General features: G+C 71.5%; 9 protein-coding genes. 8 read left to right on the top strand and 1 reads right to left on the bottom strand.

Annotated features, from left to right (window positions below):
• Window positions 1–86 precede the first annotated feature (86 nt).
• A complete protein-coding gene (locus tag ACU6RU_RS04350; protein WP_446726007.1) occupies window positions 87–2,420 on the top strand; it encodes a glycosyl hydrolase 53 family protein in 2,334 nt (777 codons plus the stop codon).
• Window positions 2,421–2,511: 91 nt separating this feature from the next.
• Here the strand turns inward: ACU6RU_RS04350 and rsmI are convergent, their stop codons facing one another.
• Window positions 2,512–3,336 (bottom strand): 16S rRNA (cytidine(1402)-2'-O)-methyltransferase, encoded by an 825-nt coding sequence (rsmI, locus tag ACU6RU_RS04345; protein WP_446726006.1) that lies wholly within the window; start codon window positions 3,334–3,336, stop codon window positions 2,512–2,514.
• 22 nt (window positions 3,337–3,358) lie between these two features.
• Between rsmI and ACU6RU_RS04340 the strand changes: the two genes are divergently transcribed.
• The 7 genes from ACU6RU_RS04340 (at window position 3,359) to ACU6RU_RS04310 (ending at window position 18,098) form a co-directional block, all read left to right on the top strand.
• Window positions 3,359–4,954, top strand: coding sequence for a dolichyl-phosphate-mannose--protein mannosyltransferase (locus tag ACU6RU_RS04340; protein WP_289329706.1), 1,596 nt, complete (start codon window positions 3,359–3,361; stop codon window positions 4,952–4,954).
• Between the two features lie 33 nt (window positions 4,955–4,987).
• Window positions 4,988–6,052 (top strand): FHA domain-containing protein, encoded by a 1,065-nt coding sequence (locus ACU6RU_RS04335; RefSeq protein WP_289329707.1) that lies wholly within the window; start codon window positions 4,988–4,990, stop codon window positions 6,050–6,052.
• A gap of 113 nt (window positions 6,053–6,165) precedes the next feature.
• On the top strand, window positions 6,166–7,311 hold the full coding sequence (locus tag ACU6RU_RS04330) for a serine/threonine-protein kinase (protein WP_446726005.1): 1,146 nt from the start codon (window positions 6,166–6,168) through the stop codon (window positions 7,309–7,311).
• A 1-nt stretch (window position 7,312) separates the two neighbouring features.
• A complete protein-coding gene (locus ACU6RU_RS04325; protein WP_446726004.1) occupies window positions 7,313–13,249 on the top strand; it encodes an Ig-like domain-containing protein in 5,937 nt (1,978 codons plus the stop codon).
• A gap of 30 nt (window positions 13,250–13,279) precedes the next feature.
• Window positions 13,280–14,245, top strand: coding sequence for an AAA family ATPase (locus tag ACU6RU_RS04320; RefSeq protein WP_120262379.1), 966 nt, complete (start codon window positions 13,280–13,282; stop codon window positions 14,243–14,245).
• A complete protein-coding gene (locus tag ACU6RU_RS04315) occupies window positions 14,242–15,597 on the top strand; it encodes a DUF58 domain-containing protein (RefSeq protein WP_446726003.1) in 1,356 nt (451 codons plus the stop codon). The genes ACU6RU_RS04320 and ACU6RU_RS04315 overlap by 4 nt, the downstream gene beginning before the upstream one ends.
• Window positions 15,594–18,098, top strand: coding sequence for a transglutaminase domain-containing protein (locus ACU6RU_RS04310; RefSeq protein WP_446726002.1), 2,505 nt, complete (start codon window positions 15,594–15,596; stop codon window positions 18,096–18,098). The genes ACU6RU_RS04315 and ACU6RU_RS04310 overlap by 4 nt, the downstream gene beginning before the upstream one ends.
• The last annotated feature ends 1 nt before the right edge of the window (window position 18,099 follow it).

The raw sequence follows: 18,099 nt of genomic DNA, 5'->3' as shown, positions 1-18,099 counted from the left end.
TCGCCGAAACCACACCGTCCCCGGCACGTCCTCGCCGGGACCGTACGCTTTCGCGCGCCCGCGCGCCGACCTCGAAGGAGAGGCTCATGCACCGAACCATCCCACGGCTGACCGCGGCCGTCACGGCGGCGGTCCTGTCGCTGGGGGCGCTCGCGCTCCCGGCGTCGGCGGCCGACGACCCGGCGGGCCCGGTCCCCAGCACGATCACCGTGCCGCGGGTCGAGAACCTGCCGGCCGACTTCATCGGAGGCGTCGACGTGTCGTCGATGCTGTCGCTCGAAGAATCCGACGTCGTCTTCCGCGACGCCGACGGCGAACCCGGCGACCTGTTCGCGATCCTGCGGGATGCCGGGGTCAGCGACATCCGCATCCGCGTCTGGAACGACCCCTTCGACGCCGACGGCAACGGATACGGGGGCGGCGACGTCGATGTCACCCGGGCGGTCGACATCGGCCGACGGGCGACGGCGGCGGGTCTCGGAGTCCTGGTCGACTTCCACTACTCCGATTTCTGGGCCGATCCCGCCAAGCAGCAGGCGCCGAAAGCCTGGGCGGGGATGACCGTCGACGAGAAGGCCGCCGCGACCGGCACGTTCACGCGCGACGCGCTCACACGATTCCGCGACGCCGGCGTCGACGTGCGGATGGTGCAGGTCGGGAACGAGACCAACGGCGGCATCGCCGGCGTCTCCGGGTGGAACGACATGGCGCGGATCTTCAGCGCCGGGTCGGCCGCGATCCGCGACGTCATGCCGGAGGCGCTCGTCGTGCTGCACTTCACCAACCCCGAACGCCCCGGTTTCTACGCGGGCGTCGCCCGCGAGCTCGAGGTGCGGGATGTCGACTACGACGTGTTCGCGTCGTCGTACTACCCGTTCTGGCACGGCACGCCCGAGAACCTGACCGCGGTGCTGTCGCAGATCGCCGAGACGTACGACAAGAAGGTGCTCGTGGCCGAGACGTCGTGGGCGTACACGCTCGATGACGGCGACGGGCACCCGAACGTCGTGAAGACACCCGAAGACGCGACGCGCTACCCCGTGAGCGTGCAGGGCCAGGCCACCGCCGTCCGCGACGTCGTCCAGGCCGTGGCGAATGTGGGCGACGCGGGCCTGGGCGTCTTCTACTGGGAGCCGGCGTGGCTTCCGGTGGGTCCGCCCGAGGAGCTCGAGTCCAACCGCGTGCTCTGGGAGCGCGACGGGTCGGGCTGGGCGTCGAGCTACGCCGGCGGCTACGAGCCGCACGATGCGGGCCAGTGGTTCGGTGGATCCGCGTGGGACAACCAGGCCCTGTTCGACCACGACGGCAACCCGCTCGCGTCGCTGAACGTGTTCTCGTACGTGCGCACCGGCGCGATCGCCCCTCGGACGGTCAGCGACGTGCAGCGTGTAGCCCTCACCGTCGCGGACGGCGACCCGGTCACCCTTCCTGACACCGTCACCGTGTCGTACACCGACGGGACCAGTGAGCAGCAGAACGTCGTCTGGACCCCCGGAACGGATGCCGTCGACGGCGTCGGCGTCTACACGTTCTCGGGCATCACGTCCGCAGGCCACGCCACGACCGCGACGGTCTCGGTCATGGCCCGCAACCTGATTCTGAACGGCGGCTTCGAAGACCCCGATGTCTCGATGTGGCGCTCGGAGGGACGCGGTCTCACGGTGCGCGCGACGGACGACCCGCGCTCGGGCACATATTCGGCGCACTTCTGGGCCGACGCCGCGTATTCGTTCACCCTCGAGCAGGAGGTCGTCGTTCCCGAGGCGGGGTGGTACACCGCATCCGCCGCGGCGCAGGGCGGGGCAGCCGGCACCGACGGGCGCCTGCGGCTGAGCCTCGCTGACGCCCGCACCGCCGCTCGCGCGACGGCGACAGAGGCCGACTTCGCTCTCACCGGCTGGCGCGTGTGGTCCACCCCGACCACCGAGGCCGTGTTCGCATCCGCGGGCGGCACCCTCACCGTCCGGATCACGGGCGATCTGCCTGCTGGGGCCTGGGGAACGCTCGATGACGTCTCGCTCGTCCGGGCCGCACCGGCGGCGGACTTCTCGGCCCTGACGGCAGCGACCGTCCGCGCTGGATCGCTCGACCGATCGCTCTACACGGCGACATCCCTGGCATCGGTCGACGCCGCGCTGGAGTCCGCGCTTTCGATCCTGGCGGCACCGTCGACGTCGCAGACGGACGTCGACGCGGCGACGACGACGCTTCGAGCAGCGATCGACGCGCTCGTCACCGTGGCGCCCGCTCCCGTGGCATCCGCACCAGTGATGCCCGCACCGGCAGCCTCCCCCGCATCCGCGGATGCCGGCCCGCTCGCCGCGACCGGCGGCGCACTCCCTCTCGCGGCGCTCGCCATCGCCACGCTGCTGCTGCTCGTCGGCGTCCCTCTCGCCGCCCGCCGCCGGCGCGAAGGCTGATCGCCGAGAACGCACCGTCCGCGCGAGAGCGTGCCCTCACCGGTACGTTCTCGCGGCGGCGGTGCGTTCTCGCGGGGACGGCGTTCTCGCGTCAGGGGCGCGTGCGCGCCGCGAGCGCAGCCTGGTACAGATCGCGTGACGACAGACCGGTCGCGCCGGCCACCTCGGCGGCCGCGTCTTTGAGCCGGATGCCGTCGGCCACGAGCCGCTGCACCTGAGCGAGCGCATCGTCGGGGTCGATCTCGCGCGTCCCGGCACCCTCGACCACGATCACGATCTCGCCGCGGACTCCGTCGGCAGCCCAGGCGGCGAGCTCATCGAGCGTCCCCCGGGCGACCTCTTCGTGCAGCTTCGTGAGCTCACGGCAGACAGCCGCCCGCCGTTCCCCTCCGAACGCGTCGGCCATCGCACGGAGCACCTCGGCGATCCGCGACGGCGCTTCGAAGAAGACGAGCGTGCGCTGCTCGCCGGCCAATTGGTCGAACAGCCGGCGCCGCTCCCCCGGCTTGCGCGGCGGGAACCCCTCGAACGCGAACCGATCGGTCGGAAGCCCCGAGATGGCGAGCGCGGCCAGCACCGCGCTCGGCCCGGGGAGGACGGTCACGGTCACTCCGGCTGCGGCGGCCGCGGCCACGAGTCCGAACCCGGGGTCACTGACCGTCGGCATCCCGGCGTCACTGAGGACGAGGACGTCCTCGGTGCGCGCACGCTCGACAAGCTCGGCGGCCCGCTGCTTCTCGTTGTGATCGTGCAGCGCGATCAGGCGCGGGCGATTCGTGACGCCGAGCGCTTGCAGCAGCCGCTGCGTGGTGCGCGTGTCCTCGGCGGCGATCGTCGTCGCCTGCTCGAGGGCCGTGACCAGCCGCGTCGTGGCGTCGCCGAGGTTGCCGATGGGCGTCGCGGCGAGGATGATCACCGCCCCAGCATAGGCTGGCGGCGTGACGACGACCGCTGAGCCGCTGCTCCCCGAGACTCGTCGGCCGACCCTTCTCGACCGGTGGCACGAGCGCTTCTTCGGCGACCCGCTCTTCGCCCGACGGGCGGCCTGGATCGCACCCCTCGTCATCACGCTGATCGCCGCCGTCCTGCGGATGTGGAACCTCGGGCACCCCCACGCCGTGGTCTTCGACGAGACCTACTACGTCAAGGACGCCTGGAGCCAATGGGTGCTCGGCTACGCCGCGACCTGGCCCGACGGCGCCGACGAACGCTTCCTCGCCGGCGAGACCGACATCTTCACCACGACGGGCAGCTTCGTCGTGCATCCTCCGCTCGGCAAGTACCTCATCGGGCTTCCCATGGCGCTGTTCGGCGCCGACTCGACTTTCGCCTGGCGTCTCGGCACGGCGCTCGCGGGCACGGCGTGCGTGCTCGTGCTGTACCTCCTCGCGCGCAGCCTCACCGGCTCGATCGTCTTCGCCTCGCTCGCGTCCGGTCTGCTCGCGATCGACGGCCTCGGCATCGTGATGAGTCGCGTCGCCCTGCTCGACATCTTCCTGACGCTGTTCACGCTGCTGGCGTTCTGGTTCGTCGTGCTGGATCGCAACCGCTCCCGGGTCGTGCTCGCCGAGCGCATCGCGGCGCGGTGGGACGACATCGGCGCACCCGCCTGGGGTCCGGTGCTCTGGAACCGTCCGTGGGTGATCGCCGCGGGCGCGGCCGCCGGCGCTGCGACCGCGGTGAAGTGGTCGGGGGTGTGGGTGCTGGCGGCGATCGGCATCTACCTGGTGGTGAGCGATGCCCTGGCGCGCCGCAGCGCCGGCATCCTGTACTGGCCGGCCGACGCGACCGCCCGTCAGGGAGCGGTGTCGTTCGTGCTGCTCGTTCCGGTGGCGCTCGCGGTCTACCTCGCGTCGTGGACCGGCTGGTTCGTCACCGACGGCGGGTACGACCGGCATGCGGCGGACGCGAACCCGGCGACCGGCTTCTGGTCATGGGTGCCGCTGCCGCTGCAGAGCCTCTGGCGCTATCACGAGTCGATGTACGGCTCGACGGCCGCGATGTCGACTCCTCACGCCTACGCGAGCCCCGCAGCGCAATGGCCGCTGCTGCTCCGACCGACGTCGATGTACGCGGGCAGCACTCCCGGCGGCACGGGATCGTGCACCGATGCGAACGGCTGCTGGGAGATCCTCTACAGCATGCCGAACCCGATCATCTGGTGGGCGGGCGTGGCGAGCGTGCTGTACCTCGTCTACCTGTTCTTCCGCACCCGCGACGGCGCCTACGGCATCGTGCTGACCGGTGTGATCGCGACGTACTCGCCGTGGCTGCTCTTTCCCGAGCGCACGATCTTCCAGTTCTACACCGTGCTCATCCAGCCGTTCCTGCTGCTCGCGCTCGTGTTCGTCATCCGATCCGCTGTGCGCTCGGCGCGGCGCGACCGGGGAACCACGCGCGGCGTCGAGCGCATCGTGCTGGTGTTCCTCGGGGTCGTCCTGGTCCTCGCTGCGTTCTGGTTCCCGTTGTGGTCGGCGATCTCGGTTCCCTACGAGTTCTATCGGCTGCACAACTGGCTCCCCGGCTGGGTCTGACGCACGCCCGACGCCGCCCCGTAGGCTAGGCGCGTGTTCCGCTACCCGACGCCCGACGACGCCCATGGTGCGGGCTTCGCGATGGTCACCGACCGGTTCGCCCTGCTTCTCGGCCCGGGCGCCGGTGAAGCGCTCGCCGCCGCCGTGTGGGAGGCGATGACGGCGCGGGATGCCGCGTTCGAAGACGTGCTCTCCGTGATCGCGGCGGTCGGCATCGGGTCGCTCCCCGACCTCGCTCTGGTCGAGCTCGTCGATGCTGGATCGAGTGCGGTCTCCGTCGCCGTCCGAGGCGGCGCCACGATCGATCTGCACGGCCCGCAGCGCAGCAGCTACGCGGGCACCGGGGTCGGCACGTGGGTCGAGGGGTCCGCTCAGCACGTCGCCGGCATCTCGCTCGGCCTCGGCGCCGCACCCGGTCCCTCGGTGCTCCCGATCGGCCGGGGCGTCGTGCGCACGGACGCCCTGGAGTGGGGCGCGGCAGCCCCCGCCGCGGTCGCCTCGCCCGCCGTCGAGGTGGCGACGGTGGCCTCCCCCGCCATCGAGGCGCCGGAGGACGCCGCCCCTCTCGAGACGGTCGCCGTGGACCGGCGGACGCTGACACCGTCCTTCGGCCCGCGCCGCAGTTCCCAGCCCGTGGCAGGCCCGGCGGCATCGCCGGCGCCTGTGCCTGCGCCCGTGCCGACGCCCCCGCAACCCGAGATGGACGACAGCACCGTCCTCGGGTCGCGTCGCGGGGCCGCCCCGGTCGCCGAGGCGCCCGCGTCGCGCCGATACGTCCTCCGCCTCGAGCCGGGCGGGGAGTATCCGCTCGATCACCCCATCGTGCTCGGGCGGGCGCCGCGGGCCGCGCAGCATCCCGGAGCGCGGATCATCGCGGTGCCCTCGCCGCGCAAGGAGGTCTCCGGCACGCATGTGGAGGTCAGGCTCGAGGACGACGTGCTCGTCGTCCGCGACCTCGGCTCGACGAACGGCACCATCGTGCGCGATGCATCCGGAGACGTAGGACTGCTGCGCAGCGGCGCCACCTCGCGTGTCTCGCCGGGTGCCGTGCTCGATCTGGGCGACGGCGTACTCGCGTCATTCGAGTCGCCTTCGTGAACACGCGTCAAGCGATTTCCCGGCCCGACCGTGGTGTGTTAGAAAAATCTCACCGGATTCGGATTCCGGGGGACGCCGTCGTCGCGCCCCCGTTGACAGGGGGTGCATGACTCGTGGCGTCGAGACTGCCCTCCGCGCCGCCCGGTCTTGCGGGATTCACCTACGTCCGTCCGCTGGGTACCGGCGGCTTCGCCGACGTCTTCCTCTTCGAGCAGAACCTCCCCCGTCGCCCCGTCGCCGTGAAGGTCCTGCTGGAGGACATCGTCGACGAGAGCCTGCTGCGGATGTTCAACGCCGAGGCGGATGTCATGGCGCGCCTCAGCTCGCACCCCTCCATCCTGACGATCTACGAAGCGTCGATCTCCTCTGACGGGCGGCCCTACATCGTGATGGAGTACTGCCCCACGTCCCTCACCAACCGGTACCGCCGCGAAGTGATCCCGGTGGCAGAGGTGCTGCAGCTCGGCGTCAAGATCGGATCGGCACTCGAGACGGCCCACCGATCCGGGCTGCTCCACCGGGACATCAAGCCCTCCAACATCCTCATCACGACCTTCGGCACCCCGGTGCTCTCGGACTTCGGCATCGCCGCGGCCATCTCGGGTCGCTCGGACGGCGACGAGGTGTTCGCGATGTCGGTGCCCTGGAGCGCACCGGAGATCATCGACGAGCGCGTTTCCGGCTCGGTCGCGGCCGAGGTGTGGGGGCTCGGCGCGACGCTGTACTCGCTCCTGGCCGGTCGCAGCCCGTTCGAGCGCGCCGGCAGCGGTCAGAACAGCCGCGACCAGCTGAAATCGCGCATCCGGAAAGCGTCGTACACGCCCATCGGTCGCGCCGACGTGCCCGATCGCCTCGAGCAGGCGCTCGCGCGGGCGATGAGCCGGGACCCGGGTGCACGGCATGCGACGGCCGCCGAGCTCGCCCATGACCTGCAGCTCGTCCAGCACGAGCTCGGGCTCCCGCACACCCCGATGGAAGTCGCCGTCGACGAGTGGGCAGCGGCGGGCGCCAGCGTCGATTTCGCCGACGACCGCGCGCGCGGGCCGGTGCGGCCATCGGTGGCATACGAGTCGCGTCGACCGGCGCGAGCCGCCCGCGTCGTCGATCGCCGTCCCGACGAAGGCACGATCCTCGCGGGAGCCGAGCCGATGCGCCGTCTCGGAACCGCTGCACGGGTCGCCCTGATCGCCGGCGGCGCCCTGCTGGTCGCCGGCGCAGGCGCCGTGACGACACTCCTCATCGTCGGCGGAGGGTTCTGAGATGGCGCGGCGTGAGAACACGCGCCCCCGCGTGCGGCGCACGACCTGGGTCGCCGCAGGCGCCGTGACGGCGGTGCTCGCGGTCACGGCGACACTCGCGGTCGTCTGGCCCGGCTACGACGCGCAGCAGACGCCGCCCGACGACCCCACCGTGTGGGCGCTCCAGAACGGGACCGGCAGCGGCTACGCCCGTGTCAACCTCGAGCTCGGCGAGATCGACACCGTCAAGCAGGTCGACAACGGCAGCGCGCTCGCGCAGACCACCGACCGCCTGTTCGTCTACAGCGACGGTTCGTCGCAGTTCTCCGACGTCGACATGGGACGGCCCGCCGACCTCACGGACGACGCCGAGGACGCCTTCACCCCCACCCCTCCGGGCACCGCCGACATCGCCGTGACCGGTGACGCGATCGCCTACCGCACCGAGGCGGGCGCGGTGTTCGGCTCGAGCCTGTCGGGCGGCGGTGAGGGAATCCCGATCGATCCGTACGCCGACGCCGAGGTACCCGAGGGTGAGGAGAGGCCGCGGTTCGTGGCCACGGCCGTCGCGGTCGACGCCACCGGCGTCGTGTACGCCTACTCGGCCGCCGAAGACCGGGTGGTCCGGGCAGACTCGCGCACGGGCAGCATCCTCGGCGAGGACGACGCACCGGCTGATCTCGAGACGGTGCAGCTGAGTGTCGTCGGAACCCGCTGGGTGCTCCTCGACGAAGCGACCGGCGACGTCTGGCTGCGCGGACGCGACGAACCGGTGACGACCGACCTCGCCGCCGGAGCGCGGCTCCAGGATGCCGCTCCCGGCGGCGACCGCGCGTACATCGCCGATTCCGACGGCGTCGTGGCCGTCGACATTTCCGGCGCGACAGCATCGCGGGCGCTGGATCGCCCCGGTGCCGGCACCGCCGCCAAGCCCGCCGTTCTGGGTTCGACCGTCTACGCCGCATGGCTCGGCGACGGCGAGTCGGCCGGATCTCTGTGGTCGAGCGCCGAGCCCGACGCCGTGACCGACCTGGACTACCGCGGCGCCGACATCGGCGACAACGTCGATCCGGCCTTCATCGGAAACGGCACGAGGCTCGCGCTGAACGACCGTCGTTCGGGCTGGGTGTGGAACGTTCCCGACGGCGCGCTCGTGGCGTCGTCGCAGCAGTGGGACCTCGACCGTCAGGTCGAGGTCGAGCAGCAGGATGATGCGACCTCCGAGCGCGTCGTGGATCCGAAGCCGCCCGTGGCGGTCGACGACGCGTTCGGGGTCCGAGCGGGTTCGGTAACGCTCCTGCCCGTACTGCTGAACGACCACGATCCGAACGAGGACGTGCTGAGCATCGACCCGGCCTCGCTCGAGAACCTCGATCCCGCGTTCGGGACGGCGTCCATCACGGGTGCCCAGCAGCAGCTGACCGTCGCGGTTTCTCCGGATGCCGCAGGCACGGCGACCCTGCGCTACCGCGTGACCGACGGCACCGCCGCCGACGGTCTGCTCTCGGACGTTGCGACGGTGACTCTCACGGTCGTCCCCGACGGCCAGAACACCGCGCCGGTGTGGTGCGGTGTCGAGGGATGCCTCGCCTCGTGGCCCTCGCTCACGGTCGCGCCCGGCGCCACGGTCTCTACGGAGCTCCTGGAAGGCTGGGTCGACCCGGAGGGCGACCCGGTGTTCCTCGCCGGGGCGACCAACGACACCGGGGTCGGAACCGTGACGACGTCACCCGAGGGGACGCTGACCTACCAGCACCCCGACCCGAACGCGACCGAGGGGCTGGCCGTGACGATCACGGTGACGGTCTCCGACGCGCGCGGGGCGACGGTCACGCAGCCGCTCACGATCACCGTGACCCCGACGCCCGAACTCACCGCCGAATCGTTCGCGGTGACCGGCGTCGTCGGGGAACCGTTGGACGTGTCGGTCGCCCCCTACGTCACCGGCGCGGCTGGCCCCGTCACCCTCAGCGGCGTCGTTCCCCTCGACGAGGCCCAGACCACCGCGGCGGCGAACCCCGCGGCCCTCAGCATGGTCGTCACCGCCTCGGCACCCGGGTCGTTCCTCGTGCAGTACACCGTCCGTGACTCGCTGACGGAGGCGACAGCCACCCTGCGGGTGACGATGCTCGCGCCCGAGTCTGCGGGCATCACGACGCCGCCCCTCACCGCTTTCGTGCGACCCAATGAAGATGCGACGATCGACGTCGCGTCGGCGGTGTCGAATCCGGCCGGCTCGGTTCTGCTCCTGAGCGACATCCGCCCCGAGAGCGATCCGTTCGCCTCGCTCGGCGTCGACCTCGTCGGCCAGAGCCTGCTGCGCGTGAGCGGCACGACCGACTCGGGCGAGCCCGGGCGGCTGGGCGTCGTTCGGTACACCGTTTCTGACGGCACCGGCAGCGCGGCCGCGACGGCCCAGGGCGAGCTGACGGTCGTCCTGCTGCCGTCGGCGACCGCCGAGCCCCCGATCGCCGTCGACGACGCGGTGACCGTACGAGCCGGCACGCAGATCGATATCCCCGTGCTCGACAACGACACCGCCCCCTCCGGTGCGCTCATCGCGATCGACCCGTCATCGATCGTGAACGAGACCGGAGGCGGCCTCGCCTTCGCCACCAGCCGTCTGCTCCGCTACCTCGCCCCCGAACAGGCGGGCACCTACGCCCTGACGTACACGATCTTCCGCCTGGGCTTCCCCGAGGTCAGGGACACTGCGCGGGTGACCGTGACCGTCGTGGGGGACGAGTCGAATCAGGCGCCCCTTCCCCGCACGCTCGTGGGACGGGTGCTGAGCGGCCAGTCGGTGAGCATCCCGCTCGACGGCTACGCGGTCGATCCCGACGGCGACCCGGTCGTGCTCGACCGCATCGTCGCACAGCCCGAGCAGGGGTCGGCCAGCATCTCGGCCGACGGCTCGGCGATCGTCTACACGAGCCCCGACGGGTTCAGCGGACAGGTCAGGTTCCGCTACGCCGTCCGCGACCCCAGCGGCGCGACCGGCACGGCGGATGTTCGCGTGGGCGTCATCGACACGCAGACCGATCCGAGTCCGGTCACCTACAGCGACTACCTGCAGGTGCAGGTCGGCGCCGAGAGCACAGCGGTCGTCCGCCCCACCGACAACGACATCGACCCGGCCGGAAGCAAGCTCGAACTGATCGACGTCGCTCCCAATGCCCAGGAGGGCTCGAGCGAGTACGACACGCTGCGAGAGCTCATCGGGACAGTCGAGAACGGCGCCGTGACACTTCGCGCCGGTGAGGTGCTCGGCACCTTCTCGTACACCTACACCGTGCGCAACGAGCGGGGCGACACCGCGATCGGACTCATCGTCGTCAAGACCGTCCGCGAGCCGGTGCCCGACTACCCGGTCGTGCGCGACACGGTGCTCACGCTCGAGAACCGAGAGGACTTCCCGCGGGGCATCGACGTGCTCGACGGCCAGGTGTCGTGGAACACCGGTGACGTCTCCGGCCTCCGTCTGTCGTTGTGGGGCGAGCCCACCGACCTGGACGTCGACGGCTGGAAGATCTCGGGCGAGCTGCCGGAGCGGTCGCGCCTGATCCCCTTCGAGGTCACGGGCACCGCCTTCGACGGCACCGACGTGACCTCGTACGGGTTCCTGCGCGTGCCCGGCGAGGCCGACGTGCGCCTCGCCCTGCGCGAGGGCTTCCCGCCCCTGCAGGTGCGCGAGAAGGAGAGCGTCGAGATCGACCTCGCCGACGCGGTACGCGTCCCCCGCGGCGCGACCCTCGTCATCGACGACGGCATCCGTGCGGGAGGCGCTCGTGGCGAGGCCGTCTGCAGCCTGGTGTCGGGCACCACGATCCGCTACACCGCCGGCGCGGGTGCGCCGTGGACCGACAGCTGCATCGTGCCCGCGCGACTGAGCACGCAGGACATCGCGACCTTCCTGACGCTCCGGGTGATCGTCGAGGCGGAGATCCCGCAGCCGAGCCTGCGGAGCGCGTCGCTCACGGTGAGCCCGGGAGCGACCCAGACCTACGACCTGGCGCAGATGGTCCAATGGGCCGGCCGCGCCGACTGGGAGTCGGTGCGCTACGCCGGTTCGTACGGAGGCGACCAGTTCACCGTCACGGTCGAGGGCACCACGGCGACCGTGACGGCAGCGGATGCCGCCCGCCCGGGCCGCCAGGAACCGGTCGCGATCTCGCTTCCGAGCCATTCCGACACCGCTCCCGCCAACCTGCTCCTGACGGTCGGCCCGGCGCCCTCAACGCTGCCCAAGGGTGGCTCCGCCGTGCAGACCTGCTCGCAGTCGGGTGGCGCGACCTCGTGCACGATCGAGGTGATCGGCGGCGCCGGAGAGGTCAACCCGCTGCCCGGAACGCCGCTGCGGCTCGTCGGCGCGAGCGGTCCCGGCAACTGCACCGGCGTGTCGTTCTCGCGCGCGAGCGACACCGCGGTGCGTGCGACGTGGAGCTCCGATGCTCCCGGCGCCGCCGAGTGCACCGGAAGCTTCACCGTCGAAGACGCACAGGGCCGCCAGTCCAGCGGCGCACGCAACGGGCAGGTCATCCTCGATCTGCAGGGTCTTCCGGCCAATCCCTCGCGGATGGAGTGGACCGCGTACACCGGTGACTCCGTCAGCCTGCGTGTCACCTCCGACGGCGGTTCGTACCCCGCGGTCCAGGGCTATCGGATCACCGCCGACGGTCGCGAGGTCGCCACCTGCCCGGCGTCCGGATCGTGCTCACCGATCTCCGCCCCGGTCGGCGAGAAGATCACGTACGAGGCGCGCGCCTACAGCTCCGTCGGCGAATCGCGCTCGACCGTTCGCGCGCAGGCCTGGGCCTACCGCCCGCCGGCACAGCCCGCGGGATCGTCGTTCGAGCCGGCACCCAACGGCCGTGACGGCGGTCGCGCGACGATCACGGTGACGGGACTCGACGCCACGACCGGCAGTGTGCGGCTGAGCGGCGGCCGGCAGGGATCGGACACGCGTCCGGTCGTCGGCGGCACCGCGACCTTCACGAACTACGACGTGGGCTCGAACTCCGCGACCACGCTCACCGCGACGCCGCTGACGACCTTCGACCTGCCGCCGATCGCGGCGGGCTCGAGCGAGGGACAGTCACGCGCGGTGACAGCGCATGGCGTCGGCGCTCCGGGCCTGAGCCTGACCGAGACCAACACGTCGAACTCGATGCGCGTGACGGCGGCGGTGACGCCGAACGGTGATGGCACCCAGACCCTCATCGGGTTCAGCGACGTCTCTGCTGACGCGTGCGTCCCGTCCGGCTCGGCTACCAGCCAGCAGTTCGAGGCGCAGGCATTCAAGCGCAAGACGGTGTGGGCGTGCGCCGAGCACACGTTCAACGGCAAGCAGGGCTTCGGGGTCACCCGAGCCGAGATCTCAGCCCGCCCGGTCGGCAACGTCGAGGCGCCGACGGGGATGACCTTCCGGGTGTCGTCGACGGCGAGCGGGAACGCGCAGAGCGGCTACACCTACGCCCTCCAGGGCACGCACAGCGACCCCGGCGCCAAGCCCTTCGACGATGCCCGACTCGTCTACTACGTCAACGGCAACCGGCGCGACTCGTTCGCACCCGAGTACAACCGTCCCGACGATCAGTGGACGGCGCGGTGGTGCGACAGCTTCCTCGGTTTCGACAGCAACTGCTCGGACCCGATCGCCATCTCGCCCGCTTCCGGGAGCGCGTCCACGCCTGTCTCGGTCGCGATCCAGAATCTGCCGTCATGCCGAAGCACCGACACGTCTGCTCCCAGCTGGGACCCGCGCTGGCCGAACCTCACGTACGAGGTCACGTCGCAGATCGGCGGTGCCGCGGAAGCGATCACGCACGTGGACTACACCGTGACCTGGGCGGGCAAGCTGTCGCCGCTCGAACCCATCACCGTGCGCCAGAACTGCGAGCAGGTCACCCCGCCTCCGGCGGAGCCGAGCGCCCCCGCCGAAACGAACACGACCCCCTGACCCCGCCGCACGGCGAAGCGAGAGGACCCCATGAGCATCACACCGGAGCAGACCGCCTGGTTCCAGGAGACGTTCGCGACGCTCGTCGACAACGTCGAGAAGGTCGTCCTCGGCAAGCGGCACGTCATCGAGCTCGCGTTCACCGCGATGGTCTCCGAGGGCCACCTGCTGCTCGAGGACTACCCGGGCACCGGCAAGACCTCGCTCGCGCGCGCCATGGGGCAGACCGTGCAGGGGACGAGCAGCCGCATCCAGTTCACCCCCGACCTGCTGCCCGGTGACGTCACCGGCATCACGGTCTACGACCAGAGCCGCGGCGAGTTCGAGTTCCACCAGGGACCGATCTTCGCCAACATCGTCCTCGCCGACGAGATCAACCGTGCCTCGCCGAAGACCCAGTCGGCGTTGCTGGAGGTCATGGAGGAGGGCCAGGTCACCGTCGACGGTGTGAGCCGGCGCGTCGGCGTGCCCTTCCTCGTCGTCGCGACGCAGAACCCCGTCGAGCAGGCGGGCACCTACCGGCTGCCCGAGGCGCAGCTCGACCGCTTCCTGATGAAGACGACGCTGGGATACCCCGATCACGCCGCGACCGTGCGCATCCTCGAGGGCGCGGCCGAGTCCCGCCGCGAGGTCTCCCCCGTCATCACGCCCCAGGGCGTCGTGAGCATGGCCGACATCGCTCGCGGCGTCTACCTCGACGCGCTCGTCCTCGACTACATCGCGCGCCTGATCGAGGCGACGCGCCTGGCCACCGAGGTCCGCCTCGGCGTGAGCGTCCGCGGCGCGATCGCGCTGACGAAGGCGGCGAAGACGTGGGCCATCGCGCATGGTCGCAGCTACGTCACGCCCGACGATGTGAAGGCGCTGGCCGAGCCGGTGCTCGCCCACCGTCTCATCCTCGACCCCGAGGCGGAGTTCGACGGCGTGACGGCGGGGGCGGTCATCGGACAGGTCCTCCTCGACACGGTGCCGCCCAGCCAGAGAGAGACCGTGTGAGCTTCGACACCGAGTCCCGCCTGACCCGAACCTCCTTCTCGGAGGGCACGGGTTTCGCGCGCACGCGTTTCGGCACGACCGGCCGCACCACCGTGCTCGCGGTGCGCGGCCTGCAGTCGTGGCGGCGTCTGCGTCGCGCGGCACGGGCGACGGCGCGGTGGATCTCCGAAACGGTCACGGTGGCCGGGTGGCTCATGGTGATCACCGCGGTCCTCGGACTCGGCATCGGACTGCCGCTCGGCCTCATGGAGCTCGCCGCGGCCGGCGTGGTCGCCCTCGTGCTGCTGGCCCTGTCGGTGCCGTTCCTCTTCAGCGCGCGCGCCTACCAGGTCGACCTACGGCTCGAGCACGACCGGGTCGTCGCCGGCACGCAGGTCGAGGGGACCCTCGTCGTGACCAATGTCGGCACCGCGCCCGCCCTTCCGGGCCGTATCGACGTCCCCGTGGGCGACGGCATCGTCGACGTGCACGTGCCGTTGCTGCGCCATGGGCACACCCACACCGAGCAGGTCGTGGTGCCCACGCACCGGCGCGGCATCATCACCGTCGGCCCCGCGCGCACCGTGCGAGGCGACCCCTTGGGCATCCTCAAGCGCGAGGGCACGTGGGATGACGTGCACACGCTGTACATACACCCCGTCACCACGACCCTGCGCAGTACGACGACCGGGTACATCCGCGATCTCGAGGGAAGCGCCTCGCGCACCGTCGTCGATGCCGACTTCTCCTTCCACGCGATCCGCCCCTACATCGCCGGCGACTCGCAGCGCCAGATCCACTGGAAGTCGACCGCGAAGACCGGCACCCTCATGGTGCGCCAGTACGAGGAGACGCGGCGCAGCCGCATGGTCATCGCCCTCGCGGTCGGCGACGACGAGTACGCCTCCGACGACGAGTTCGAGCTGGCCGTCAGCGCCGCCGCCTCGCTCGGCATCCGCGGCATCCGCGACGGCCGCGACGTCGACGTCGTGGTCGGGGGCGAGGTGCCGGAGTTCGCTCGCCGCCGCATCCGCACCATCCGCGAGCTCACCACCATCACGACCCGCACGCTCCTCGACGACCTCGCCGGAATCGACCGCATCGAGCACGTCAGCCCGCTGCGCGACGCCGCATCGCTCGCCGCGGAGAGCCACCCCGACGTCTCGATCGCGTTCCTCGTCTGCGGCTCGACGCTCACCGCCGCGCAGCTGCAGTCCGCCGCGCTCGCCTTCCCCGCCGACGTCGGGGTCATCGCGGTCACCTGCTCGCTCGAGGCCGAACCCGGGTTCAGGTCGCTCGGGGCCATGTCGGTGCTCTCGATCGGCCTGCTCGACGACCTCCGCCAGCTGCTGTCGCGGGCGGCCCAGTCATGAGCACACCCGCGCGCCGCGACCTGCGCGCTCGACGCGCCGCACGCACGCCGTGGCGTTTTCTCGTCGTACAGGCCGCGGTGCTGCTGCTCGTGGTCGCCGTGGGCGCCCTCGCCGCCTGGCCGATCTACCGGGGCCCGGCGTTCGTCGTCCTCGTCATCGTCACCACGATCGCGGCAACGGCCATCGCCGTGGCCGGCCTGCGGTGGCGCCTGAACGGCTGGTGGGTCGCGCTCGTCACGATCGGCGCCTACCTCGTGCTCGGTCTGCCCCTCGCCGCTCCCGGATCACTGGGTTCCGTGCCGCAGGCGCTGCAGGCGCTTCGTGGCGTCGTGACGGCCCCGGTCACCGGGTGGAAAGACCTCCTGACCCTCGAGCTGCCCCTCGGCAGCTATCAGGCGACGCTCGCGCCGGCGCTTCTGGTCTTCCTCGCGGCCACGGTGCTCGCACTGTCTATCGCGTGGCGGGGCGGTCGCTGGTGGCCCCTCGCGGTCATCGCTGCGCTCATCCCCACGGTCTTCGGTATCGCCTTCGGCTCCACGGCCCCGATGCCCGCCCCCGCCCTCGGTCCGCTGACGCTCAGCCGCGAAGCGCTCGTGGGAATGGCGGCCCTGGTCGCGGCGATCGTCGCGATCGTGTGGCGGACGACGGCGGATCGCCGACGCGCGATCGCGACCGCCACGGCCGCGACGGGCGTGCGCAGCGGAAGCCGCCCTCTCCGCGGACTGGCCGGGCGCGCCGCGACCGCTGCGGGGATGGTCGCGATCGGCCTGGTCGGCGCGACGTTCGTCGCCCCCTGGGCGCTCGCGGGATCGCCGCGCGAGGTCCTCCGGGCCGATGTCGATCCTCGCCTCGAGCTCGCCGCCGAGCTCAGCCCGCTCGGGCAGTACCGCACGTGGTTCGGCGACGACCGGTTCGATCAGCCGATGTTCCGCGTCGCGGCCCCCGAGGGCGTCGACCGGGTGCGGCTGGCGACTCTGCCGTTCTACGACGGTCGGGTCGCCCGGGTCGTCGACGCGACCGCAGCATCCGGTGATCCGCGATCGTCCTTCACCCGCGTCCCGTCGGCTCTCCCCGCGAATGCCGGGTCGGTGACCGGTTCGGCGCGCATCGCCGTCGAGGGCTGGGACGGCGTCTGGATGCCGACGGTGGGATCGGTCACCTCGATCGACTTCGACGGCGCGGATGCCGCGACTCTCGCCGACGGCTTCTACTACAACGCGGAAACCTCCGCGGGCGTGCAGCTGGCTGAGCCGCGGCTGCGGACCGGCGCCGAGTACCGGCAGGGCGCTGCCTACCCCGAGGCCGTCCCGGCGCTCGGGTCGCTCGAGCCCGCCCGGTCGGCTCCGACGCTCGGGGAAGACATCGTGCCCGAGAGCCTCGTGCGGTGGGTGGACGAACACGCGAACGGTTCGGGCGGCGCCGGTCTCGAGCAGCTCGTCGAGCTGCTGCGCGCGCGGGGGTTCCTCAGCCACGCCCTCACGATCGACGCGGCGGCGCCCCCGTCGTGGACCGCCGACCTGGGCGATTACGCGTTCCAGCCGAGCCGCGCCGGGCACTCCACCGACCGCATCGATCAACTCTTCACCGATCTGCTCGCCCGTGAGGATGAGGTCGGCGGAGACGATGACGCCGCGCTCGTGGCCGCCGTCGGCGACGACGAGCAGTTCGCCGTGGCCGCGATGATGATCGCAGACCGGCTCGGCTTCGACGCGCGGATCGTCGTGGGCATGCGCCTGGAGTCGGCCGACGACACCCTCTCGACCTGCGACGACGGCGTCTGCACGGCCGGAGACATCTCGGCATGGCTCGAGGTGCGCGGTGCCGGACCGGAGTGGGTGCCCGTCGACGTCACGCCCCAGCACGCCGTCTTCCCCTCCCCTGACACCCAGCAGCGGCAGGACCCGAAGATCCCCACCGACGTGCGGCAGGAGCAGGCGGAGGTGGTGCAGCCCGCCGACGCCAATCCGAGCGACGGCGGTCGGAGCCCCGGCGATGACACCGCGACGTCGCAGGACCTCTCGGCGCTGTGGACGACGCTCCGCATCGGCGGGATCTCGCTGCTCGTCCTCCTGCTCCTTTTCGGACCGTTCGCGCTCATCGTGCTGGTGAAGCTCGCGCGCCGGCGGGGACGCCGTGCCAGTGCCGACCCCGTCGAGCGATTCACCGGCGGCTGGCAGGAGTTCGTCGACGCGGCCGTCGACCACGGTCTCCCCGGGCCGGGATCGCGGACCCGCCACGAGCTCGTCACCGCCTACGGCGGGTCAGCCGGCGCAGCCGAACTGGCCACGCTCGCCGACCGCTCGGTGTTCGACGTCGCGCCGCCCGATCAGGACGATGCCGACCGCTTCTGGCGCATCGTCGAATCCGAACGTTCCCGGCTCGACGACGGGCTCGGATTCTGGGCACGGCTCCGCGCGCGGGTGTCGTTGCGCTCCCTGGTACGACGCGAGCGTCGTGTCGCCCGGGCGCAACGACTGCCGCGTGACCGACGGGATCGATAAG

The sequence above is a fragment of the Microbacterium sp. F1-18 genome (genome assembly GCF_052921305.1).
Note: the sequence above shows the minus strand (reverse complement) of the source record. Positions and strands in the feature narration are given on the sequence as shown.